General features: G+C 61.3%; 20 protein-coding genes and 1 pseudogene. 16 read left to right on the top strand and 5 right to left on the bottom strand.

Going from position 1 to position 23,678, the window contains the following annotated elements:
- Positions 1 to 34: 34 nt before the first annotated feature.
- From U5G49_RS24355 to U5G49_RS24380, 6 genes and pseudogenes are all read left to right on the top strand, one after another.
- A pseudogene (locus U5G49_RS24355) lies at positions 35 to 205 on the top strand (ATP-binding protein); the annotation flags it as partial.
- A gap of 94 nt (positions 206 to 299) precedes the next feature.
- Positions 300 to 1,280 carry a 3'-5' exonuclease gene (locus tag U5G49_RS24360; protein WP_193444027.1) on the top strand — a complete coding sequence of 327 codons (981 nt, stop codon included), beginning with the start codon at positions 300 to 302 and terminating at the stop codon, positions 1,278 to 1,280.
- Positions 1,281 to 1,470: 190 nt separating this feature from the next.
- Positions 1,471 to 1,617, top strand: coding sequence for a DUF1127 domain-containing protein (locus U5G49_RS24365; RefSeq protein ID WP_003548073.1), 147 nt, complete (start codon positions 1,471 to 1,473; stop codon positions 1,615 to 1,617).
- 622 nt (positions 1,618 to 2,239) lie between these two features.
- Positions 2,240 to 3,076: a 5-dehydro-4-deoxy-D-glucuronate isomerase gene (gene kduI, locus U5G49_RS24370; RefSeq protein WP_018448657.1), complete on the top strand. Its 837-nt coding sequence runs from the start codon at positions 2,240 to 2,242 to the stop codon at positions 3,074 to 3,076.
- Entirely contained in the window at positions 3,073 to 3,837 is a 765-nt protein-coding gene (kduD, locus tag U5G49_RS24375; RefSeq protein WP_028732556.1) for a 2-dehydro-3-deoxy-D-gluconate 5-dehydrogenase KduD, read from the top strand. The genes kduI and kduD overlap by 4 nt, the downstream gene beginning before the upstream one ends.
- Before the next feature lie 196 nt (positions 3,838 to 4,033).
- On the top strand, positions 4,034 to 4,774 hold the full coding sequence (locus U5G49_RS24380) for a FadR/GntR family transcriptional regulator (RefSeq protein ID WP_193444030.1): 741 nt from the start codon (positions 4,034 to 4,036) through the stop codon (positions 4,772 to 4,774).
- A gap of 6 nt (positions 4,775 to 4,780) precedes the next feature.
- Here the strand turns inward: U5G49_RS24380 and U5G49_RS24385 are convergent, their stop codons facing one another.
- The 3 genes from U5G49_RS24385 to U5G49_RS24395 all read right to left on the bottom strand — a co-directional run bounded on the left by U5G49_RS24385 (position 4,781) and on the right by U5G49_RS24395 (position 10,891).
- Entirely contained in the window at positions 4,781 to 8,068 is a 3,288-nt protein-coding gene (locus U5G49_RS24385; protein ID WP_193444032.1) for a GH36-type glycosyl hydrolase domain-containing protein, read from the bottom strand.
- 105 nt (positions 8,069 to 8,173) lie between these two features.
- Complete coding sequence (locus tag U5G49_RS24390; protein ID WP_193444035.1) at positions 8,174 to 9,715, bottom strand: DHA2 family efflux MFS transporter permease subunit; 1,542 nt, start codon at positions 9,713 to 9,715, stop codon at positions 8,174 to 8,176.
- Positions 9,716 to 9,982: 267 nt separating this feature from the next.
- Entirely contained in the window at positions 9,983 to 10,891 is a 909-nt protein-coding gene (locus U5G49_RS24395; protein WP_193444038.1) for a flagellin N-terminal helical domain-containing protein, read from the bottom strand.
- Positions 10,892 to 11,201: 310 nt separating this feature from the next.
- On the opposite strand from U5G49_RS24395, the gene U5G49_RS24400 reads away from it, so the two are divergent.
- From U5G49_RS24400 to U5G49_RS24430, 7 genes are read left to right on the top strand one after another with little or no spacing between them, the layout of a single operon-like run.
- Complete coding sequence (locus tag U5G49_RS24400) at positions 11,202 to 12,893, top strand: ABC transporter substrate-binding protein (RefSeq protein WP_193444040.1); 1,692 nt, start codon at positions 11,202 to 11,204, stop codon at positions 12,891 to 12,893.
- Positions 12,894 to 12,912: 19 nt separating this feature from the next.
- A complete protein-coding gene (locus tag U5G49_RS24405; protein ID WP_027687552.1) occupies positions 12,913 to 13,893 on the top strand; it encodes an ABC transporter permease in 981 nt (326 codons plus the stop codon).
- The gene (locus tag U5G49_RS24410) at positions 13,893 to 14,795 is read left to right on the top strand and encodes an ABC transporter permease (protein ID WP_018246110.1); all 903 of its coding nucleotides are present in this window, start codon (positions 13,893 to 13,895) and stop codon (positions 14,793 to 14,795) included. The genes U5G49_RS24405 and U5G49_RS24410 overlap by 1 nt, the downstream gene beginning before the upstream one ends.
- Positions 14,792 to 15,607: an ABC transporter ATP-binding protein gene (locus U5G49_RS24415; protein ID WP_113543205.1), complete on the top strand. Its 816-nt coding sequence runs from the start codon at positions 14,792 to 14,794 to the stop codon at positions 15,605 to 15,607. Before U5G49_RS24410 ends, U5G49_RS24415 begins: the two co-directional genes overlap by 4 nt.
- Complete coding sequence (locus U5G49_RS24420) at positions 15,604 to 16,530, top strand: ABC transporter ATP-binding protein (RefSeq protein WP_193444042.1); 927 nt, start codon at positions 15,604 to 15,606, stop codon at positions 16,528 to 16,530. Before U5G49_RS24415 ends, U5G49_RS24420 begins: the two co-directional genes overlap by 4 nt.
- An 11-nt stretch (positions 16,531 to 16,541) precedes the next feature.
- The gene (locus U5G49_RS24425) at positions 16,542 to 17,012 is read left to right on the top strand and encodes a GNAT family N-acetyltransferase (RefSeq protein WP_193444044.1); all 471 of its coding nucleotides are present in this window, start codon (positions 16,542 to 16,544) and stop codon (positions 17,010 to 17,012) included.
- 21 nt (positions 17,013 to 17,033) lie between these two features.
- Positions 17,034 to 19,055, top strand: coding sequence for a beta-N-acetylhexosaminidase (locus tag U5G49_RS24430; protein ID WP_193444046.1), 2,022 nt, complete (start codon positions 17,034 to 17,036; stop codon positions 19,053 to 19,055).
- Positions 19,056 to 19,141: 86 nt separating this feature from the next.
- Here the strand turns inward: U5G49_RS24430 and U5G49_RS24435 are convergent, their stop codons facing one another.
- Complete coding sequence (locus U5G49_RS24435; RefSeq protein ID WP_193444048.1) at positions 19,142 to 19,618, bottom strand: winged helix-turn-helix transcriptional regulator; 477 nt, start codon at positions 19,616 to 19,618, stop codon at positions 19,142 to 19,144.
- A 90-nt stretch (positions 19,619 to 19,708) separates the two neighbouring features.
- Between U5G49_RS24435 and U5G49_RS24440 the strand changes: the two genes are divergently transcribed.
- A complete protein-coding gene (locus tag U5G49_RS24440; RefSeq protein ID WP_130653877.1) occupies positions 19,709 to 20,524 on the top strand; it encodes an oxidoreductase in 816 nt (271 codons plus the stop codon).
- Between the two features lie 49 nt (positions 20,525 to 20,573).
- Complete coding sequence (locus U5G49_RS24445; protein ID WP_193444050.1) at positions 20,574 to 21,575, top strand: NADP-dependent oxidoreductase; 1,002 nt, start codon at positions 20,574 to 20,576, stop codon at positions 21,573 to 21,575.
- Between the two features lie 107 nt (positions 21,576 to 21,682).
- On the opposite strand, the gene U5G49_RS24450 is transcribed toward U5G49_RS24445, so the two are convergent.
- Positions 21,683 to 22,423, bottom strand: coding sequence for a helix-turn-helix domain-containing protein (locus U5G49_RS24450; RefSeq protein WP_183620066.1), 741 nt, complete (start codon positions 22,421 to 22,423; stop codon positions 21,683 to 21,685).
- 276 nt (positions 22,424 to 22,699) lie between these two features.
- Here U5G49_RS24450 and U5G49_RS24455 point away from each other — a divergent pair, with 276 nt between their 5' ends.
- Complete coding sequence (locus tag U5G49_RS24455; protein WP_193444052.1) at positions 22,700 to 23,614, top strand: DMT family transporter; 915 nt, start codon at positions 22,700 to 22,702, stop codon at positions 23,612 to 23,614.
- Positions 23,615 to 23,678: the final 64 nt, after the last annotated feature.

The following is a 23,678-nucleotide window of genomic DNA, read 5'->3' on the forward strand; positions in this document are numbered from 1 at the left end:
GTTAATGCTGAAACGCCAACCGCAGTCTTTTGGCCGGATATTCGATCCGTTCTTCAAGCGCCATCACGACGGACGCGGCGCCGATCTCGGCCTCAATCTCGTTCGTGACATCCTGCGCATGCACGGCGGCGAGGTGACGATCGACAACCGCAATCCGGACAAAACGGCAGGCGTTCACACGCCGCCGCGCCTGGCGACTGCTTAATTCAAAGGGCTAAAGCGTCCTTTGCGGCTCTCGAAAAGACGCGCAGCGTTGTCATGCGATGGATTAAATCGCGTCTCCGTGACATATAGATTCGATGAGCGTGCACAGAGATTCGCAACTCGACATGTTTGCCAAGGCATCGCCCGCGATTGCCAAGGTGCGCGGTCCAGCGCGCCGGCTACCTTCCCAACCGACCGCCTACTCTGATGAAGACATGGCGCGGACGCTCGAAGAAAGCGGCAACTATCGCATCTTGAGAAAGCTGGCCGCCCGGCCGGTTGCGTCAGTCAGACGGCCGGGGTTTCCGCAGCTCGGCGTCATTCTCGATACGGAGACCACCGGTCTCAACCACCGCAGCGACGAGATCATCGAAATCGGCGCCGTCGCCTTCACGTTCAACGATGATGGGGCGGTCGGCGATATCGTCGGCATTTACGGCGGCCTGCAACAGCCGTCCCGACCGATCCCGCCCGAGATCACCCGGCTGACAGGTATCACCGATACGATGGTCGAAGGACAGCTCATCGATATCCAATCTCTGAGAGCGCTGATCGAACCGGCGGATCTGATCATTGCCCACAATGCCCGGTTCGACCGGCCGTTCTGCGAGGCCTTCTCGACGATTTTCGCCGGCAAGGCCTGGGCATGCTCGGTTTCGGAGATCGACTGGAGCGCCCGCGGCTTCGAGGGCACGAAACTCGGCTATCTCGTCGGCCAGGCCGGGTATTTCCATGAAGGCCATCGCGCCGTGGACGACTGCCACGCGCTTCTGGAGATCCTCGATCGAGAGCAGCGCGACGGTGAAAGCCCGTTCACCGAGCTCTACCGTGCCAGCCAGCGCTCGCGCATCCGCATCTTTGCAGAACACAGCCCGTTCGAGATGAAGGACCACCTGAAGGCGAGGGGTTATCGCTGGTCTGACGGAAGCGACGGCCGTCTGAAGTCCTGGTGGATAGAAGTCGGCGAAGAGGATCTCGGCGACGAGCTTTCCTATCTGCGTTCGGAAATTTACCGGTGGAAAGAAGCGGAGCCGCCGATCGTGCGGCTGACGGCCTTCGATCGTTTCAAACTCTGACCGCGAAGCGGTTCGGATCCTGATCGGGAAATCGCTACCAGATATGACGATCCATGCAATTGCTGCATAGGTGCAGTGATGCATTGGCGCTGTAATAGTCAGAGGTCTCATATTATATACAACTCATCGAAGCGAACGAAGCGCCAAGGACTGGCAGCTGAGCTTCGAAAGCCCACGAAAGGGGATCATCATGAACGTAGCACGCTCTTTCAATAACTGGCGCAAGTACCGTCAGACGGTCGCTGAACTGGGTCGTATGTCCGCACGCGAACTGGACGACCTCGGCATCGGCCGCAGCGAAATCCGCAACGTCGCCCGCGCGGCCATCGCCCGCTAACGGCAAATTAGACCAAGCATCTTGGAGACTATGCCAGCGCCTGCTTCCTCCCGAGCGGGCGCTTTGCTTTGTGCGTCCGGCGGACGGAGCGGGGTGATCAAGTCGCCCGCTTTTCGCATAGCGCATAGCTGCATTGCAAAGAAATGCCTATCAACTGAGCAAGAAATAAGTATGATTATTTCTATCGAAGCGATGCACCTCCTCCCGCGTCCCTTCGATATACAGGCGCCCCATTCTCCTCCCAGGGTCGTCTGTGGAATGACAGCACTCCTCCTCCCAGCTGTCGTTCGGTTTTTTTCGAAAGCCTGCCGCACCTCCTCCCGCGGCAGGCTTTTTCGTTTTGGCCCAAGAAAATACCGGACCGCGCCGAAGCGGCCGCTTGCGATCATCGCTTGATGATGGCGTCATCATCTCGGCAAATTCTCCTGTCTATTCCCAGTTTTCCTTCGTGCTCTTGCGGGCTTTGCGTCTCCTCAAGCGAGCACCGACAAACCTGTTGACACCAAACTTGTCGTACAACTATGTAACCGGATGGATACCGCAGCAGCGGAACAGGCCGGACAAGACCGGCTTCCGCAATAGCGACGACCCCTGGCGACAATGAAGCGGAAGGAAAATTGACATGCAGATCGACGTGAGGCACGCCTCCCATCCAGAGGCCGTGCGTGATTTCGACACGGAGACGCTGCGGCGTCACTTTCTGGTGGAGACCGTCTTCGCGAGCGGCGAGATCCGGCTCACATATTCGCATTACGACCGAATGGTCATCGGCGGCGCGACGCCGCTCGGCCCCGGGCTGACGCTGACGGCGCCGACGGCGATCGGACAGGAAACCTTCCTTGCCGAGCGTGAACTCGGCGCCCTGAACATCGGTGGTGCCGGCCGCATCATCGTCGACGGCACGAATTACGATCTTGCCAAATATGATTGCCTCTATGTCGGCAAGGGTGCCAAGGACGTCAGCTTCGAGAGCGCCGATGCTGCCAATCCGGCAAAGTTCTATCTGGTCTCGACGCCAGCGCATCAAGCCCATCCAACCGTGTTGCTCACCCGCGAAAAGGCCCGTCACCTGACGCCGGGCGAAGCCGCAACAGCCAACAAGCGGTCGATCTACCAGTTCATCCACCCGGAAGTCTGCCAATCCTGCCAACTCACGCTGGGCTTCACCATGATCGAACCGGGCAGCGTCTGGAACACCATGCCGGCCCATACACATGACCGCCGCATGGAAGCCTATCTCTATTTCGATCTCGAAGCGGAACAGCGTGTGTTCCACTTCATGGGCGAGCCGCAGCAGACCCGGCATATGCTTGTCGCCAACGAACAAGCGGTCATCTCGCCGCCCTGGTCGATCCATTCGGGCGCCGGCACCAAGAACTACAGCTTCATCTGGGCGATGGCCGGCGACAATAAGAGCTTCACCGACATGGACCATATCGCCATTGCGGATCTGAGGTGAACGTCGTGGCAAATCCCTTCGACCTTTCCGGCCGGGTTGCCGTCGTCACCGGCGCCAATACAGGGCTCGGCCAGGCCATCGCAGCCGCACTGGCAGCGGCCGGTGCGTCGATCGTCGCCGTCGGACGCTCCTCAATGGACGAAACCGAGGCGCTGGTGAAGGAAGCGGGAAGCCGCTTTCATGTCGTCAAGGCCGATCTTGCCAGCATCGAACCGGTCAAGGGGATCGTCACTGAGACCATCCAGACCTTCGGCGGCCTCGACATCCTCGTCAACAATGCCGGCATCATCCGCCGCGCCGATGCGCTCGACTTCACCGAGGAAGACTGGGACGCGGTGATCGACGTCAACCTGAAGACCGCCTTCTTCCTGTCGCAGGCCGCCGGCCGCCACATGGTCGACAAGGGCAGGGGCAAGATCATCAACATCGCCTCGCTGCTCTCCTTCCAGGGCGGCATCCGGATCCCGTCCTATACCGCCTCGAAAAGTGGCCTCGCCGGCCTGACCAAGCTGCTGGCCTGCGAGTGGGCCGGCAAGGGCGTCAACGTCAACGCCATTGCCCCGGGCTATTTCGTGACCAACAACACGACGGCGCTGCGCGAGGATGCCGACCGCAATGCCGCCATCCTTGCCCGCATCCCGGCCGGGCGCTGGGGAACGCCGTCCGAACTCGGCGGTGCGGCCGTATTCCTGGCATCGTCGGCGTCCGACTACGTGCATGGAACGGTGCTGCCCGTCGATGGCGGTTGGCTGGCGCGCTGATCGGTCTCACGCCGTGCCTCTTTTCAGGCGCGCTAAGGCTGCTCTATCGCTTCGATTCTCCGCATAACCCCGAAACTTGATTCCGGTTTTCGGGGTTATGCGCTAGGGCTGCTGCCCACCGCATCGGCGTAGATGCGGAATGCGAACAGGAAACGGGGTCGGCAAAGCCGCCTCGACACCAGGATTTCGAAACAGGATGGCAGATAAGGACAACGCGGTCTTCAATACCATTCAGCAGGCGCCGAACCTGCGCAGCAACCTTGCCGATATGTTGACGGCGCAAATCGAGTCCGGCGACCTGAAGCCCGGCCAGCGCCTGCCGACCGAACAGGCGATCATGACGGCGACCGGCGTCAGCCGGACGATCGTTCGCGAAGCGCTCGCCGCCCTGCGTGCAAAGGGGTTGATCACCACACGGCAAGGCCTTGGGGCTTTCGTCTCGAACGACCCGACACCGAGATCCTTCTCGATCATTCCGAACGACCTGCAGTCGATCGACGAGGTTCTGCGCGTGCTGGAGCTGCGCATGGGGATCGAATACGAAGCCGCCGGCCTTGCCGCGCTGCGGCGCACGCAGGAGGATATCGACCGCATGCAGGATCGTCTCGATGCCCTCGACAAGGCGCTCGAAGAGGGCGGATACGGCGCGCAGGAGGATTACGCCTTCCACAGGTCCATTCTGGTCGCGACACAGAACTCCTATTACGGCCGCCTCTTCGACACGTTCGGCAACATCATGGTGCCGCGGCAGTGGGCGCGCTTGGACAAGATGACATCAGCCGAGCGCAAGCGCCATGCGGCGCGCATGCGCAGGGAACACCATGCCATATTCGCGGCAATCCGCGACCGCGACGAATCCGCCGCGCGCCGCGCCATCCGAAGCCACCTGTCGAAGAGCGCCGCGCGCTTCGAGGAGTTGCGCGACGCTACGGCATAATCCTTTTCACACCTCAGGCTTCGGCCTCATCAGCCGACGCCAGGCGGCGTGGTCGGTTTGCAGATCGACCGAGGCGTGGATCGCGGGAAGAAGCGGTTTGCGTTTGCGTCGGCCGAAGCGCCGTTTGAAGCCGAGGATATTTTCGACGAAGCTTCTGGTGTAGAGCCCGGGGCCGCTTGAATAGATGCGCCATCCACCGTCGACGGCGATCTCTCCCGCCTTGACCCGCTCCCATTCGGCCGCCGCCTGATAACGATCATGGAAAGCCGCGTCGCTGCTGCTGAAATAGGTATTGCGCTGGCGCAGCGAAGCATGCGGCAGCGCTGATGTGACTGAAATCGGATTGACGACAGCGATCGCCTTCCAGAGTTCGTCCACTTCCGCCTCCAGCGCCAGCGTCTCGCAGTAGCGCAGATGCGCATGTACATACATCAGCCCGATCTCGCGCCCGAAGAAGGAGGAGGATTCGGCGCGGCGAAACAGCGTCTCGGGGCCGCCGGCATAGGTCGCGGGCTTTTCCATCAGCCGCACGCCGTCGGGAAAGAGCAAATGCTCTTCGATCAGCTTCATATGATCGCGTCGCTGAACCGGCGTGAAGAGGCCGCCGAGCATCGCCTGCGTCATCGAGATCAGCGAGTAATGCAGGCCGGTGCGCCGGTCGCTCGGGTGCAGCAGCAATTCGACGCCATCATGGCTGGGATCGAAGATACCGTAGCCGGCAACGATACCGTCACGCACGAGATGGCGGTTGAAATCCCGGCGCATCGCCGTTGCGATCTTCCGCAAGCCCTTGGCCTTGTTGCCATGACCGAGGCGGCGCAGGATCGCGGAATAACGGACGATCTGCTCGTAGAGCAGGGCAACGGTCCAACTGCTGACCATCCAATCGCGCAGATGCGGATCGGCCGGCTGCAGGGAATCGTTCCAGTCTCCCTCGCCATAGCGGATCAGATGCGTTCCCGGGATGAAAGCTTCGCCAACGGTATCGAGCAGCTTCTCGACATGGATTGCGATGGTGTCGGGCTCCGGTGCCCGGGCCATCGTCTTTTCATCACGCCAGGAGACTTTCTCGTCGAGGATGGCGAGATCGCCGGTCGCTTCGATATAGTCGCAGAGCGCCTTCAGCGGCCAGACGACGATATCGCCGTGGCTGTCGCCCGCCCGGATATTGGCATAGGGCTCCAGCATGAACCACTGCGGCCAGTCGCCTTTTTCCAGGTACTGTTCGCTGAAGACGGTCTTCAGCACCTCCTTGGCTTCGCGGTCATGCTCGTAGGCGAGCAGGAATTCGATCGGCCCCTGGCAGGCGTCGCGCGTACCCCAGGCAGCGCCGGTATATTGCTCGAGGCCGTGCGGCACGCTCAGATGCACAATGGCATCATGCGCGAGCCAGGGAAGCAGGGCCGTCTGCGCGGCAAGGTCGGGAGAGGTGCTGGCGATCGTCACGCCGCGCACGGCGTTCCGCCAGAATTTTGATGCCGGCGCAAGCATGGCATCACCGGTGACGCCGGCCTCATATCGTTGCGCCAGGCGCTCGGCCTCCGCCGCATCGGTCATCGAGCCGACGACGGCAAAGGAAAGCGTCTGCGTCGGTCGCGATCGCAGCGCGACGAAGCCGCCGTTGCGCGCCATCCCGTCGCTATAGAGCAATTCGTCGCCACCGATCTCCTCGATGGCATCGGGCGTCGAACTCACCAGCCAATAGCTGGCATCGGGATAACGCTCGCCCCAGAGCCAGGCCGGGTCCGGCCGGAAAAGAATGCGCTTGGCTAAGGTGTCGAATGCGATCTGCCCGCCCGCGTCATATTCGCGCTCGCCGAGCACGACATGACCAAACACCAGGAAGCGGCATGGCTCGCCCTCGACAGAGACGGTCCACTGCATTGCCGCATCCTCGCCGGAGGCGACTGCCGATACGATGATCGTGCGTTCGGAGAGGCGATAGATCCAACGGCAATCGCTGAGTCCCATTTCGAAAGCCGACGGCACCGCCAGAAGCTGCCAGCCGGCGCCGACATCCGCCATGATGCGCAGCCCGCTGGCGCGCGTCAGATTGTAGGGGTCACGGGAGACGGAAAAGAGCTTGTGAAAAGACGTATTGCCGATCGTCAGCTGCGCCGCAAAAATGCCCTGCATCCAGCAGGTCGCGGCAAGCGTCGCATCGTCGAGCAGCATATTCTCACCGCTTCTGACGATCGCGCCGTGACGGCGCGCCACGATGAGCTCCTTGTCGCGCAGAACCACATGACGGTTCAAAACGCCGTCCGACACGAAAAACGAAAGAAGCTTTCCGTCGACGCGCTCTTCCAGGCTCCGCTCCGGATAGAGCTGGGTGATCGCCTTTTTATCCAGCGCCTCGGCCTTCAGCAGGGCAGCATCCTGAAGCAGGCTGCGGACCGGCGTGACCTCCTCGATATCGGCGGCCGCACTGTTGGTCGCCGCAAGCTCGTCAACTCGTGAAAGGTCGGCATCGCTCGACGCCTCGGGATGATCGGCGGCGAAGACGGCAAAGAAGGTCGCGGTCACACCGCTTGCCGGCACGGAGAGCGATTTCGACTGGATGGCGGGACACGCCGTCTCTTGCTGCCGCCGTTTGCTCGGCAGGCTGGTGCCGAAAGGGCCGACCAGCCGATCGTCGAGGCTGTCCTTCGCCTGCACCAGCTGAATGGCATCCGTGGCATAGGCAGCCGCCCCATCGCGGCAGCCTTGCACGAGCCAGGGGTTGCGGGCACCCGACTGCTTGAGATTTTGCCGGTTCATCACGACCGGGCCGAATGTCTCATGATCGGCGATATGGTGATCGACATATTGCGATGCATAGGCTTCGCTGTTCATCAGGAAGCCGCGGTCGCCGAGACCGACGTCCTGGATCAGTACCAGATCCACCGGCAGCGCTCCATCCTTCAGATGGCGGATGGAGACACGCCAGAACCAGGCCGTTTCGGATGGATGAAGCTCGAGGCGGACGGTGTAGCCGATATCGCCTGTTTTGCCGCTCCAGGAGAAGCTCGTCGCATCGTGCCCGAAGCTGCCATCGGCGCGAGGCCCGACAATCTCGACGACATCAGGTGCCGCACCGCCGATGCGCAGATAAAGCCGTCCGATGCCGCCGGTGAGCGGCGAACCCTGGATCTGGTTGACCTGCACCGATCCCTTGTCGTCGGCATATTCGATGGCAAACAGCGTGCCGTTCGGCAGGGCCGCTATCGACAGGCCGGATCCGTTGCTGATCGTGAAGAGGCCAAGCTCTTCGCGTCGGGGCATTTGAAAACTGCGCGTAAGGTCCGTGGCCATTGAGATCTCGTCGATTGGCTTCAGAGGGGAACTGGAAGATGACGCAAAATGATTGAGAGAAATCTTACCGGCGATCGGAAGATCGGCAACTTGTCACCATGGTTTTCACGTTGAGGCCGGCCGCCTGGCAAAGGGCACTGAGAGCAGGGCGCAGCCGGTCAGGGCGGCGATGACCATCCAGGCTTCGTTGATCGCCTGGACACTTGCCGCGGTCTGGACCAGCGGATCGAGCAGCGCCGTGGCGTCCGCATCGAAGCTGCCGCTATGCCCCGATATGGTCTGGAGAGGCGCGCCGACGAATGTCCCAGCCTCGATGTCGCCGGCTTGAAGACGGGTCCACAGGGCTTGTCCCAGCGGTTCCGAGCGCGTGTAGATGATGGTGTCGATCAGCGCGATGCCGATCGCCCCGCCGAGATTGCGCATCAGGTTGAAAAGTCCACTGGCATCGGGAATGCGATCTGGCGGAAGTGTGCCGAGCGCCAGCCGCGTCGGCGGCAGCAGGCAGAACATGATGGCGACGCCGCGCACGACCTGCGGCCAGAACATCGCGTCATAATCCGTGCGAGGATCCTGAAACGCGCTCATCCCGACGCCGATCGCAAAGAGCGCGAAACCGGCCGCCGACAGCAGCCGCGCATCCATGCGCTTCTCCAGCGCGACCGCGATCGGCGCCGTCACCAGTTGCGCGATGCCGGTGACCAGCATCGTCATGCCGATCTCAAGCGCGTCATGCCCCCTGATGAAAGCGAGGAAGACCGGCATGAGATAGACCGAGCCAAAGAGGCCGATGCCGAGCACGAAGCTCAGAACCGATCCGACGAGAAAGTTCCGATCGCCGAAATTGCCGAGATCGACGATCGGCCTGCCTCGGCGCAGCGTTCGCCAGACGAAGACGCCTCCCGAAGCAAGGCAGACGGTGAGCAGGCTGAGCACATAGGCCGAGATCCAGCCGCTCGTCGGCGCCTCCTTCAGGCTGAGTTCCAAAGTCGTCAGCGCGGTCGCCATCAGCAGGAGCGACAGACCATCGAGATGCCTCAGTTCGGACGGATCGGTCGCCTGCCGCGGCAGGGACCGTGCGGCCAGGATTGCCGAGACGATACCGGGGATGATGTTGATCAGGAACAGCCAGTGCCAGGAATAGGTCTGCGTCAGCCATCCGCCGACGATCGGTCCGACGGTTGGAGCAAGCACCGCAAGCACGCCGGCGATCGTCGTCGCAAGCGCCTGCCGCTCGTTCGGAAAGAGAATGAACACGGCTGAAAACACCGATGGGATCAAGGTTCCGCCGGAAAAACCCTGAAGCACCCGCCAGGCCACCAACTCGCCGAAGCTGCCGCTCGCCGCACAGCCGGCGGAGGCTGCGACGAACAGGCTGATGGCAATGACGAACAGCCATCGCATCGTCAGCAGCCGGGTCAAGAAGCCGGTGAGCGGGATCGCCACCACTTCGGCGATGAGATAGGCCGTCTGTATCCAGCTCATCTGATCCGGATCGATACCGAGCGCGGACTGGATGGTCGGCAGCGATGTTGCCACCACCTGGACGTCGAGGATCGCCATGAACATGCCGACGCACATCGCCATGAAGCCGAGCCAGACGATGGCGGGCGTTTCATCAGGACGGGCAGATTGAAGTCGTTCCGACATGCGATGATCCCGCGCGCTGCGTTCTCCGCCCTGGGGTGCGAAGACTAAGGGCGATCGTGGTTGCGATCGAGACGACGGACAGCATGGCTCGGAAGTGAACCGCGATTTCGCCGATCGCGACACCATAGTTCGGATGAGGACAGGAGGGATAGGGACCCGCGACACAAATTTGCACGAGTGAGTTGAACGCGATCGAGCCTGACCGGGTGGGCCAGGCTCGATCGTCTCACCAACGGATTTGCTCCGAGCGTCCTATATATCCGGCGCTTAGCTGCGGAAAAGCGACAGGATGTTCTGCGACGACGAATTCGCGATCGATAGCGACTGGATCGCAAGCTGTTGTTGTGTTTGCAAGGCAGACAGTTTGCTCGACTCCTCCTCCATGTCGGCGTCGACCAGCCGGCCTACACCCGAGTCGATCGAATCGGAAAGCGCACTGACGAAGTCTTCCTGCAGATCGATGCGCGTCGAGATCGAACCTAGTTGCGCACCGGCAGAGGTCATTGCCGACAGTGCGGATTCGATGGTCGACAGCGCCGACTGGATCTGACCGGTGGTGAAGTCGGTGATATCAAGCGAATAGACGGAATCGCCGTTTGCATCAGCCGTTCCGAGGATGCCGGACGCGGTATCGATCGTCCCGCTGCTCATGCCGAACAACACATTGCCCGTTGAGCTGGTATCCAGAGCGTATTCCGTCATTTTAACGGAAACGGCGCCGGAGCCGTCGCGTACGAAGGACGATACGACACTTTTCGTGCCATCCGCGCCCGCGACCCAGTTCTCACCCGAGAACGACGCCGACTGGGCAATGCTCAGCAGCTGTTCCTGAAGCTGGCTGATTTCTTCCTGGACCTTGGACTTGTCGACACCGTCCTCGGTCGCTGCGACAAGCTTGGATTTGATCTCGTCGACAACGTCGATCGCATTGTCCATGGCCGTATAGGCAGTATCGACCTTTGCTGCGCCGAGGCCCAGCGCGTCGGACACGGCGGAGAGCGCCTTGTTGTCGGACCGCATCGTGGTTGCGATCGACCAGTAAGCGGCGTTGTCGGATGCGGTGTCGACCCGATAGCCGGTAGAAACACTATTCTGTGTCGTTTCGAGACTGGAGTTGATGTTGCGCAGCGTCCGAAGGGCAGACATCGCTGAATTGTTCGTATTGATGCTCGTCATGGGAAATTCGACCCGCTCTTAGAAGTTGAATGTGTTGCATCCCGGGGAACATCCCGGCCGTGGCGAGCAGCCTCATGCTTATCGACCAATGTTCGAGCCGGTCGATTCGCCATCGTTGAAACAATTATGGTACTTAAAGGTACATTAATTATTAACGCCGGAATTATCCTTACAAAACAACGCAGGTAACCGGCTCGGAGGCCGTTGCAAAAAGTTTGAGATCGGCAATTGACGTCTCGGCAGGAAACTGACTATCAATATTAAATCAATTTGATTGACTTCAAAAATAAACAACAAGGGGAACGATGGAATGAGATTGAGCAAGAGTGCAATCTGCAACAATTCCATGCGCGCTGGCTTTGCGGCGGCAACCGCTCTGACGGCGCTCGTCATTTTTGGGGCGCGCGGTGCAGCCGCAGAGTCGGTGCTGACGATGCATATCGAGGAGCAGAGCAGCTGGGTTCAGAACTTCAATCCGTTCGACCTTGCCGGCCGCCGGCAGAGCACGATGGATTTCATCTACGAGCCCCTGGTCATCTTCAATGCCGAGGATGGCGGCAAGCCGGTGTTTCGCCTGGCGACCGACTATAAGTTCTCCGAGGATATGAAATCGGTCACCTATACGCTGCGGCCCGGTCTGAAGTGGTCCGACGGCCAGCCGCTGACGTCGGCTGACGTGAAGTACACGATCGATCTCATGCTGAAGAACCCCGCGCTCGACACTGTCGGCGTCGGCGAAACCATTGCCTCCGTCGAGGCGCCGTCGGCGACCGAGGTCAGGATCAATCTCAAGGCCGTGAACTCCGATTTCCCGGAAACGCTTGCCGATCTCGCCGTCGTTCCCGAGCATATCTGGAAGGACGTTTCCGATCCGGTCGCCTTCAAGAACGAGAAGCCGGTCGGTTCCGGCCCGATGACGGAGCTGCGCCGTTTCACGCCGCAGGTCTATGAGCAGTGCCGCAACCCGAACTATTGGGATGCCGCCTCGCTGCATGTCGATTGCCTCAGGCTGCCGCAGATCTCAGGCAACGACCAGATGCTTGCCATCCTGCCGGAAGGCAACATGGACTGGATCGGATCCTTCATTCCGCAGATCGACAAGACCTTCGTGGCGCTCGATCCCGACCATAACGGCTATTGGCAGCCGCCGGCCGAAACCGTCGCCTTCCAGATGAACTTCAAGAGCGGCAATGAAGGCAACCTCGAGGCCTACAAGGATCTGAACTTCCGCCATGCCTTCAGCCTCGCCATGGACCGCGCGTCGATGGTCGATATTGCCGGCTTCGGCTATCCTGTCGTCAACGAGCATGCGACCGGCCTGCCGCCGCGTTTTGAGACCTGGCGCAACAAGGGCGCCGAAGGCGACAAGGACGCCTTCATGGGCTTCGATACCGAGAAGGCCAACAAGATCCTCGACGATGCTGGCTACAAGAAGGGTGCTGACGGCTTCCGCACCACGCCGAGCGGCAAGCCGATTGGCTTCCCGATCATCGTTCCGAACGGCTGGACGGACTGGATCGATGCTGTCCAGATTGCGGTCGAAGGACTGCGTGCAGCCGGCATCAACGCGTCCGTTGCCACGCCGGAATATGAACAATGGCGCAAGCAGATCATCGATGGCAGCTTCGAGGTCGTCATGAACTCCCGCGCCGACGGGGCAACGCCATTCCGCGGCTATTACCAGAGCCTTTCGACCGCATATGGCGGCCGCATCACCGGCGCGCCCTCGCGCTATTCGAACCCGAAGCTGGACGCGCTTTTCGATCAGTATCTGAAGGCGACGTCGGAGGACGATCACAAGAAGATCTTCAACGACATCCAGCTGCTGATTGCCGACGACTTCCCTGTCGTGCCGGTATTCAACGGACCGACCTGGTATCAGTTCTCCAGCAAGCGCTTCACCGGCTGGGTCACCGACAAGGATCCCGTCATGAATCCGGAGGATCATGACAACAACCGCATGCGCCTGATGCATCTGCTGCGCCTCAAGCCGGTCCAATAAGCCTCGCGAGGGAGCGGAAATGCGCATTTCGAGCCGGCGCCTCGGCGTCTATGCGGTCGCCCTGGCGTTCGCCATCGTCATGAACTTCATTCTTCCCCGGCTCATGCCGGGGAGTCCTGTCGATGCCATGGTCGCCCAGCTCGGCCCGCGGGCAACACCTGCCGCCGTCGAGGCGATCAAGGCGCGCTTCGGCGCGGTCGACCAGCCGATGCTCTGGCAGTTCGTCGATTACGTGAAGGGGTTGGCGACCCTCGATCTCGGCGTCTCGGTCAAATATTACCCCCAGACCGTCGTCCAGGTTCTTGGCCGTTCGACGCTCTGGACGGTCTTCCTTGTCACCACCGCGATCATCTTTTCGCTCTGCGTCGGTGTCGTGCTCGGCGCGATCTCGGCCTGGCGTCGCGGCGGACGCTTCGACACGATCGTCTCGCCGCTCTCCGTGATCATGATTTCGGTGCCGCCTGTTATCGTGGCGCTGACGACACTTTTCGTCTTCGCGGTCTCACTGCGCTGGTTTCCGGTGGGATATGCCTATGATCCCAACCTCGATCCCGCCTTCGATTTCACCTTCATTGGCAGCGTGTTCGCCCATGCGATCCTGCCGGTCCTGACGCTTTCGCCGTTCCTGATCGGCGAATTCCAGACGACGATGCGCTCGTCGATGATCTCGGTACTCGGCGAGGACTATGTAACCATGGCGCGCGCCAAGGGGCTCAGCCACCTCACCGTCATGTTCGGCTACGGCGCACGCAATGCCATGCTTCCTGTTCTGACCAACCTGGCGCTGATGCTCGGCGCCGTCTTCGGCGGCTCGATCGTCACCGAGATCGTCTTCAACTATCCGGGGTTGGGACTGACACTTTATACTGCGAGCATCGCCCGCGATTATCCTGTCATCCAGGGACAGTTGCTCCTGATGACGCTCGCGACGCTCGGTGCCAACTTCCTCGTCGACATCATCTACGGGCTCGTCGATCCCAGATTGCGGGAGGCCGTATGATGAGCTTTACGCTGCGGCCCATCCTCAGGCAGAAGAAAGCGCTGGCCGGCCTCATCATCATTGTGGCTCTGTGGCTGATGGCGCTGTTTGCGCCGATCGTTGCGCCCGGCGAGCCCGGAGCGCGTGTCGGGCGCTCGCATCAACCGCCGTCGATCGAACATGTCATGGGGACGACGAAGATGGGGCGGGATGTCTATCGCCAGTTCGTCTGGGGCGCCCGTAGCTCTCTCTCCGTCGGTTTTGCCACGGGCATTGCCATCACCGTTCTCGGCACGGCCATCGGCCTCGTCGCCGGTTATGCCGGAGGCAGGACCGATGCGGTGCTCGATCTTGCGACCAATGCCGTGCTTGTTGTCCCTAACATGCCGCTGCTGATCCTGCTCGCCTCCTTCGCCGGGACGGTGGGGCCGATGACGATCATGGCGATCATCGCGCTGACCTCCTGGCCCTGGGGCGCCCGCATGACACGCTCGCAGACCATGGCGCTTCGCAATCGTGACTTCGTCACGGCCTCCAAGATGATTGGAGAGCCGGCCTGGCGCATCATCTTCGTGGAAATCCTGCCGAACCTGACGACGCTGATCGGCATCAACCTCGTCGGCAGCATCATCTATGCCATCGTTGCCCAGACGACGCTCGAATATCTGGGCTTTGGCGATCCGCTGAAGGTCTCCTGGGGCACGATGCTCTACAATGCCCAGAATTCCTCGGCGATCATGGTCGGCGCATGGTGGGACATCGGGGTGCCGGCAGTCGGCATCGCGCTGACGGGGCTAGGCCTTGCGCTTTTGAATTTCACCTTCGACGAGATCGCCAATCCGCAGCTGCGCTCCGGCCCGGCGCTGACGCGCTGGTTCCGCCTGAACCGCGCTCGCAACAGGGAACTGGAGCTTGGCCGATGAGCGACAATCTTCTGGAAATCGAAAAGCTCAATGTCGATTACCTCATCGACAAGGGAGAATTCCGGGCCGTCAAGGAGGTCTCCTTCAATATAGGCCGCGGCGAGATCTTCGGGCTGGCCGGCGAATCCGGTTGCGGCAAGAGCACGATTGCCTATGCCATCACGCGTCTTTCCAAGGCGCCTGCCTGGATCAGCGGCGGCAGCATCCGGCTGGACGGACAGGATCTCCTGAGGCTGCCCGAACGCGAGTTGCAGAAAATCCGCTGGAAGCGCATCGGCATGGTCTTCCAGAGCGCGATGAATTCGCTCAATCCGCTGATGAGGGTCGAGGCGCAGTTCCATGACGTTCTGCGCCGACACACCGGTTGCTCGCATGAGGAATCAAGGGCTCGCGGCGAGGAGATGTTCCGCCTCGTCGGCATTCCCACACATCGCATCGGCGACTACCCGCACCAGTTCTCCGGCGGCATGCGCCAGCGCATCGTCATCGCGATCTGCCTGGCGCTGAGACCCGAGCTTATCATCATGGACGAACCGACGACGGCTCTCGACGTGGTCGTGCAGCGGGAGATCCTCGAGCAGGTCGTCGATCTGCAGCGGACCTATGGTTTTTCGGTGCTCTTCATCACCCATGACCTGCATCTGATGGCGCAGCTCTGCCAGCGCATCGGCGTGATGCTGAAGGGCGAACTCGTCGAAGTGGGCGACGTGCGCCAGGTCGCTCAAGCGCCGCGGCATGATTATACGCGCAAGCTTTGGAATGCCATTCCGCAGCTTCCGGGCAATCCGCATCTATCGGGAGTCTTGGCATGAAAGCGGAGGCAAATCCTCTTGTCGCTGACGCGGTGATCCGGCTCGAAGACATCAAGCGTAATTTCGGCCCGGTGCATGCGCTGAAAGGTGTGTCCTTTTCGCTCTTTCCCGGGCGGGCATTGGCGCTGGTCGGCGAATCCGGCTGCGGCAAGACGACGTGCGCCCGCATTATCGCCCGCTTGGACAAACCGACGGGCGGCAGGCTGTTTTTCCGCGGGCAGGATCTGACCGCCCGCGGCGAGGCGAAGGATGAGCATCGGTACCGCAGGGAGGTGCAGATGGTCTTCCAGGATCCGTTCTCGTCGCTCAACCCAGCCTTCACGGTCAGCCATCATCTGGCGCGGCCACTGCAATTGCATCGGCAGAGCGGCTCCAGGGCGGATCTTGCCGAAGAGATTGCCCGCCTGCTGGCAAGCGTCGGGCTGGAGCCCGATGTGACCAGGCAGAAATTCCCGCATGAACTCTCGGGCGGGCAGCGGCAGCGTGTGAATATCGCTCGGGCGCTGGCCGTCGCGCCGAGCGTGCTAGTTGCCGATGAGCCGACCTCGATGCTTGATGTCTCCATCCGCAAGGACATTCTCGATCTGCTCGCGAAAGTGAAACGCGAGAATGAGCTCGCCATGCTCTATATCACGCACGACATCGCAACGGCCGCACATGTGGCGGAAGAGATCGTCGTCATGTTCGCCGGCCAGATGGTCGAATGGGGCGACACCGATGCGGTTCTGTCCGATCCGCGCCATCCCTATACAAGATTGCTGCTTTCAGCCGTTCCAGATGGCAGCCGGCCGTTCGTGACGGGCGGAAGCGCGCGTTTCCTCGAACAAGCGGAAAAGGTACGCTCGCTCAGCCGTCCTGAATCGACTGTCATCGAGCAGGTCGGCTCCAATCATTTCATACGCGCGCTCGGCGTTTCCGGCTGAAGGATGGCAAAGTGGACTATCTCGTAAACCTTTCCACCCTGCCGCAAGATACGCAATCGCCCGAGCGAATGGCCCGCGAGGGTGTGACGATCCGCCGGGCTCTGCCGCCGGAATTCCGGCTGATCACTGGCTGGATCGCAGAACAATTCGGTGAGGGATGGGCGAGCGAGGCATCCGTCGCGATGACCCGCCAGCCGACGACCTGCTTCATCGCCACGCGCGAACAGAAGCTCGTCGGTTTTTCCTGCCATGAAGCGACGGCACGCGGTTTCTTCGGACCGACCGGCGTCGACGAAAGCCTTCGCGGGCTCGGCATCGGCCGGGCATTGCTTTTTGCCAGCCTGAACGACCTGACAGCGATGGGCTATGCCTACGCGATCATCGGTGACGTCGGCCCTTCTGCCTTTTACGAAAAGGCCGTCGGGGCCATGCCTATCCCCAATTCCGCTCCCGGCATTTACGCCGGAATGCTCAAGACCTGATCTTCAGAAGGAAGAGTGACCATGTCCATTTCGCGACCGAAAGCCCTGCGGCTTGAAACCCTTTGGAATCCGCCTGCTGATGGTAAGGAGTTTTCCTATGTCCTGCGCCTCAAGAACCTCGGCACCGAGCCGCTTTCGAATTTCTCCCTCTGCGTGAGCGGCCCGGGCCGTGTCGATCCGGCGGGTCGCGTCGAAGGCGCGACGGTCTCACAACGGCTCTCGAATTTCACCGAATTCCAGCCGCCGGCCAATTTCGTTCTCGACGCCGGCGAGACGTGGACGATTTCGGTCTACGCGTTGAGCTGGCAGTTCCGCCACTGGACGGACGGCGCGACGAGCGGCTATCTCGCGCTTTCCGATGGCAGCACGATCGTCCTCACCATAGAGCCGACGCGATCTTCGGTCAGCAATGCGCCGCTGAAGCGTGGCGCCGAGATCTATCCGGTTCCGATCAATGCGCCCGTTCAGGTGTCGATCATCCCCTGGCCGAACCATGTGTCGGTCACTTCCCGCCGGCCGCTACCGGCCGGTTTTGCGCCGCAGGCGCAGAGCGCTGAAGGGGAGGCGGCAGCACGAAACTTTGCAGCGCTGGTCGAGCACCTCTTTGCCGTCGAGGGCATCGTACGGAGCGAGGCGGAGGGCGCGGTTTTGGTTGCCCTGAAGGATGCCGCCGGGTTCGGGCCGGAGGCCTATCGACTGAGCTTCGAGGGTGAGGCGATCACGATCGAGGCAAGCAGCCGGACCGGCTTCCTCTACGGTCTCGTCACGCTCGGCCAGATCTGGCGCGGTGCAAGGCTGCATCCCGAGGTCTTCCAGTTTCCGGCCGCCGGCGAGATCGTCGATGAGCCGTCGATGGGTTGGCGCGGGCTGCATCTCGATGTCGCCCGCCAGTTCTACGGCGCCGCCGAGGTCAAGAAGTTGTTGGCGGTGCTTGCCTGGAACAAGCTCAACCGCTTCCACTGGCACCTTTCCGACGACGAAGCATGGCGCGTCGAGATCGACGCCTATCCTGATCTGACCGCGGTCGGCGCCTGGCGCGGCCACGGTCTGGCCGTTCCGCCGCTGCTCGGTTCGAGCCCGGCCCGCACCGGCGGTTATTACACCAAGGCCGCCATCTGCGAGATCGTCGCCCATGGCAAGAGCTTCGGCGTGGAGATCGTGCCGGAGATCGATGTCCCCGGCCATTGCTACGCCATGCTGCAGGCGATACCGGAGCTGCGCGATCCGGCCGAGGTCGGCAGCTATTATTCGGTTCAGGGCTTTCCCGACAATTGCATCAATCCGGCCCGCGAGAAGACCTATGAGATCATCGAGACGATCCTCTCCGAGCTCATCGAACTCTTTCCGTTCAAGATCATCCATCTCGGCGCCGACGAAGTTCCGCTTGGCGCGTGGTCCGGCTCGCCGGAAGCGCTCGAGCGCCTGCGCAGCGTGGCCGGCAACGAGGTTGCCGATGCGCATGCCAAACGGCTGAACGTCGTGACCAATACCCATGGCGCCGACGACATCCACGGCTCGGGTGCCGCCATCCTGCAGGCGGAGTTCCTGAGCCGCGTCCAGCGCTTCCTTGCGAGCAAAGGCTGCATCACCGGCGGCTGGGAAGAGGCTGCCCACGGCGATGTCATCGACAAATCGAAGAGCTATCTCTGCAGTTGGCGCAATGTCGAGGTCTCGGCCGAACTTGCCGAGCGCGGCTACCAAATCGTCGTCTGCCCCGGACAGGTCTACTACCTCGACATGGCGCTCAGGCCCGACTGGGATGAGCCCGGCGCCAGCTGGGCAGGGACTTCGGATGCCGAGAAGCTCTACAATTTCGATCCCATCGGTGGCTGGACGGCGATCCAGAAACAGAAACTCCTGGGCATCCAGGCCTGCATCTGGTCCGAGCCGATGACGGATCGCGCTGTTTTCGACCGCCTCGTATTCCCGCGCCTTTCCGCACTTGCCGAAACGGGCTGGACAAAGCCGTCATCCAAGTCGTGGGAGCGATTCAGGGCGCTCGCAGGACTGATGCCGCTGCTCTACGGACTGCAGCAGTCGTAGCGCTCGGATTGGCACCGCGGGCTTTATTTGAGGATCACCCTTGCCATCGCCGGAGGCGGTGATGGCGGGGGATACTGACATCGCTTTCAAAGGGCGTTGTCCGGTGCCGCTTCATCTGCCGCGGGCGGTTGACATTCGGGTGCTGCGATACGAATAGCACGTGTCCCAATCGGCGCGCCGGTCGCGCGGTCGATGGTGACGGGATCGATTTCCGTACCAGTCTCGGCGTCGAAGAAACGGGTGACGTCGCCGCCGCCGCGGTACTTGCGGCCCCAGGCGCCGATCGCAAACAGTACCGGCAGAAAGTCGCGGCCGGCTTCCGTCAGCACATATTCGTCGCGCGGCGGACGTTCGGAATAGCGACGCTTTTCCAGCAATCCTTCCTCGGTCAGCGATGACAGTCGCCCCGTCAGCATTGTCGGGACGATGCCGAGGCTTTTGCGAAATTCATCGAAGCGGGTCAGCCCCGCATGGGCGTCGCGCATGATCAGCATGCTCCACGCATCGCCGACGAGCGCCAGGCTGCGGGCGATCAGGCAGGGCTGTTTCGAAAGATTCTTCATGTCGATATCTTTTTAGTAGTGACTTGCTATCAATTTGATAGTAACAGAATGCGCATAGATATTCCACGACAAAAACGAAGGCAGACGTCAATGAGCAAGAGAGAACGCGGCATTGCCCTGGTCACCGGGGCTTCCTCCGGCATCGGGCTGGTGACGGCGAAGGCGCTGCGGCGCGATGGTTACCGGGTGTTCGGCACCAGCCGAAAGCCGATGGCCGACACCGCCGACGGCATCACCATGCTGGTCTGCGACGTCATCGACGATCAATCCGTGCAGAGCGTCGTCGACGAGGTTCTGAAGCGCGCGGGACGGATCGATCTGCTCGTCAACAATGCCGGGATCGGCCTGCTCGGCGGCGCCGAGGAATCGACGACGGCACAGGCCAAAGCCGTATTCGACGTCAACGTCTTCGGCACGATGCGCATGACCAATGCAGTACTGCCGGTGATGCGGCGGCAGCGTAGCGGCCGGATCATCAACCTGAGCTCGATCCTTGGGCTGATCCCGGCGCCCTTCAACGCACTCTACGCAGCGACCAAACACGCGATCGAAGGTTATTCGGAATCCCTCGACCATGAAGTGCGCACACAGGGCATCCGCGTCGTGCTTGTCGAACCGGGTGTCACCCGCACCTCCTTCGAAGAGAACATCACTCGCCCCGACCGGCCGCTTGCCGTCTATGATGCCGTGCGCGCCGATGCGGAGAAGCTGATGCGCGAGATCGTCTCAAAAGGAGATGCGCCCGAGGTGGTCGCCGCAACCGTCGTCAGGGCCGCCAATGCGCCATCGCCCAAGAGACGCTATACTGCCGGAAAGGCGGCAGGACAGGTCCGCTTCATCCGTCGCTTCCTGCCAGAGTCCTTCGTCGACAAGAGCCTCCGGAAATTCAACAAACTTCCCGGTTGAGCCTGCCTTACCGCATTTCCGGCACACCACAGAAACGAAAGTTCGTCCCATGAAAGCATTCCTGATCGATCGCTACAAGAAGGGCGGCGCCCTCAGGCTCGGCCAGAGCCCTGAACCGCAGCTGCGCGAGAATGACGTTATGGTCGAGATCCATGCCGCCAGCGTAAACCCGCTGGATGCCAAGATCCGGGACGGAGAGTTCAAGCTGATCCTGCCTTACCGGCTTCCATTGGTGCTCGGCAATGATGTCGCTGGTGTCGTGGTCCGGGTGGGCGCCAACGTCCGGCAGTTCAAACCCGGCGACGCGGTCTATGCGCGTCCCGGCCAGGATCGCATCGGCACCTTCGCCGAGTATATCGCCATCGACGCTGGCGATGTCGCGTTGAAACCCGCCAATCTCAGCATGGAAGAAGCCGCATCCATTCCACTTGTGGCGCTGACCGCATGGCAGGCGCTGGTCGAGCGTGCCAAACTGCAGAAGGGGCAGAGGGTGCTGATCCATGCGGGCTCCGGCGGCGTCGGCACTATCGCGATCCAGCTTGCCAAACATCTCGGCGCCCATGTGGCGACGACCGTGAGCACGGCAAATATCGATCTGGTGAAAAGCCTCGGCGCCGACGTGGTGGTCGACTACAAGAAGGACGACTTCGACAAGGTGCTGAAGGGCTATGACGTCGTGCTGAACAGCCTAGGCAAGGATACGCTGGAGAAATCGCTCGCCGTCCTGGAGCCCGGCGGCAAGCTGATCTCGATATCAGGTCCACCCGATCCCGATTTCGCCAGGGAAAACGGCTTCGGCTGGCTGCTGCGGCAGGTCATGCGCCTTTTGAGCTTCGGCATCCGGCGGAAATCGAAACGCCGGGGGATCGGCTATTCCTTCCTCTTCATGACGGCAAACGGCGCGCAGCTCGGCAAGATCACCTCGCTGATCGAGGCGGGCGCCATCCGCCCCGTCATCGACCGTGCCTTCCAATTCGAGAGGACCAACGAGGCGCTGGACTATGTGGAGACAGGCCGCGTTAAGGGCAAGGTCGTCATCGCGGTGAAGTGAGACCCGGGAAGGCCGAAGAGCCCTCGGTTTAGCCGAGCGGCTTTTGCAGGACGTCGAAGCGCGGATTGGTTTCGGAAAAGAGAAGGGCGGTCGAGCGAAGGGGCTTTTCACTGTCGTTGCCGATAGGCAGAGGGTGTGACGCCTGTGCCCAACTTGAATGCCCGTGTCATGTGGCTCTGGCTGCTGAAGCCGCAGGCCGAAGCGATCTGCGCGATCGGGTCCATGCCTGATAACATCGATTTGGCGCGCTCGACACGCCGGTGAGCGACCCAGCCATGCGGGGACACACCATAACTTGCCCGGAACATCCGCTGAAAATGAAAGGCGCTGAGCTGCCCGATCGCAGCCAGATCCTGCAATCGGATTGTCTCACCGAGATGGGCCTCGATATACTCCAGACTCCGGCGCCGCACATGAGGAGCGAGCCCGCCGTTGATCGCGCAGGGACGCATCCCTCCATAACGAGGATCGACGAAGAAATCGTTGATCGTCTGTGCCATCGCTTCTTCAGCCTGCAGATGACCGCCCGCCACCATCGCTTGCGTCATCTGCCAAAGCGTGCGTGCTAAGGCGGGTGCATCTGCGAAGGTCACTTCGGGAAGAGCCATGAGCCGAGCATCGCGGTCAAACGTCTCCGCAAACATCCGGCGCATCTGGTCGTCGGGAACATACAGATGGACGAATTGAGAGAAGTCGGTGATTTCCCATTCGGACGAGTGCTCCTGTGGCATGATGCACAGCACTCCCGGACGACCGCGCGCGGCGGGGCTGCCATCTAGACGACGCGTTCCGGCGCCGCCTTTGAGATAAAGACTGAACGTATGACCGTTCGGCCGCTGATAGCTCATCCTGTCGTGTGCATTGCTCCAGATGGCAGCTGATCGCCCGAACCCCAAATCGATGGACTGTGACATCCGCGCAGTGGGAGATGCTGACAAAAACCCGAAAACCGAGGGGTGACTATATTTCACCAATTCTTCCCCACACCTGACCATGCCGCGCGAACAATACCGGTGGACGACCCGCATGGCGAGCCGGAAGTCCGGGCAGATCGATTTGATAGCAAGAATCTGCAAGAGGCCTGCTCACGGTTCGCCTATGGTCGGGAAAACGAGGATCACTCCATGGCAAATGCCGCTCTCTTCATCGCAACCGTCCTCATATGGGGGACGACCTGGATCGCCATTGCGATGCAGGTCGGTCCCGTGCCGGTCTTGGTCTCGGTCTTTTACAGATTTGCGGTCGCAGCAGTGATCCTCGTCGCCATCCTGGCTGTCATCCGGCGGCTCAAGCTCCCTGCCTTGCGCGATCAACCTTTCATCCTTGCGCAGGCGCTCTGCCTGTTCAGCCTCAATTTTATCTGTTTCTACAACGCCGCCGCCTCTATCCCGTCCGGGCTAATCTCCGTGATCTTCTCACTCGCAACGATCTACAATGCCGTCAATGCGCGCCTCTTCTTCGGCGACCGCATTACAGGCCGCACGCTTCTCGCAGCCGCGCTCGGAGCAACCGGCCTCCTCCTGCTTTTCGGACAAGACGTTGTCGTCGATTTCGATATGGGCACGTTGAAAGGGATCGGGCTCGCAGCGCTTGGCACGCTGTTCTTCTCGCTGGGCAATATGGCATCGCGCCGAAACAGCGCGGCCGGAATCTCACCGCTGACCGCCAATGCCTGGGGCATGACCTATGGCGCGATCGTCCTCCTCTTCCTGATTGCCGTGACGCAAACGCCGATCGTGGCGCCGCCTAACATCACGTATCTTGCCGCCCTGCTCTATCTCGCGGCGATCGGATCGGTGATCGGCTTCACCACCTACCTCATGCTGGTGTCCCGCATCGGTTCCTCACGCGCTGCCTATGCCACCGTCCTGTTCCCGATCGTCGCCCTGTCGTTGTCGACGGTCTTCGAGGGCTACCACTGGAGCGGTCTGGGCCTGATCGGCCTGGCGCTGACGCTTCTCGGGAACGTGGTCATCTTTGCGCGACCTCTAGTCCGTCGCCCGCCGCAGGCAGATGCAAGGCTGCCGGCAGCCGGATGAGGCGCCGGCCTCGGCAATCTCCCGTGACGAGGTGTGCTAGAGCCTTTCCGTTTTTCTCCGAATC

The sequence above is a fragment of the Rhizobium indigoferae genome, from assembly GCF_034554815.1.
Classification (GTDB): Bacteria; Pseudomonadota; Alphaproteobacteria; order Rhizobiales; family Rhizobiaceae; genus Rhizobium; species Rhizobium leguminosarum.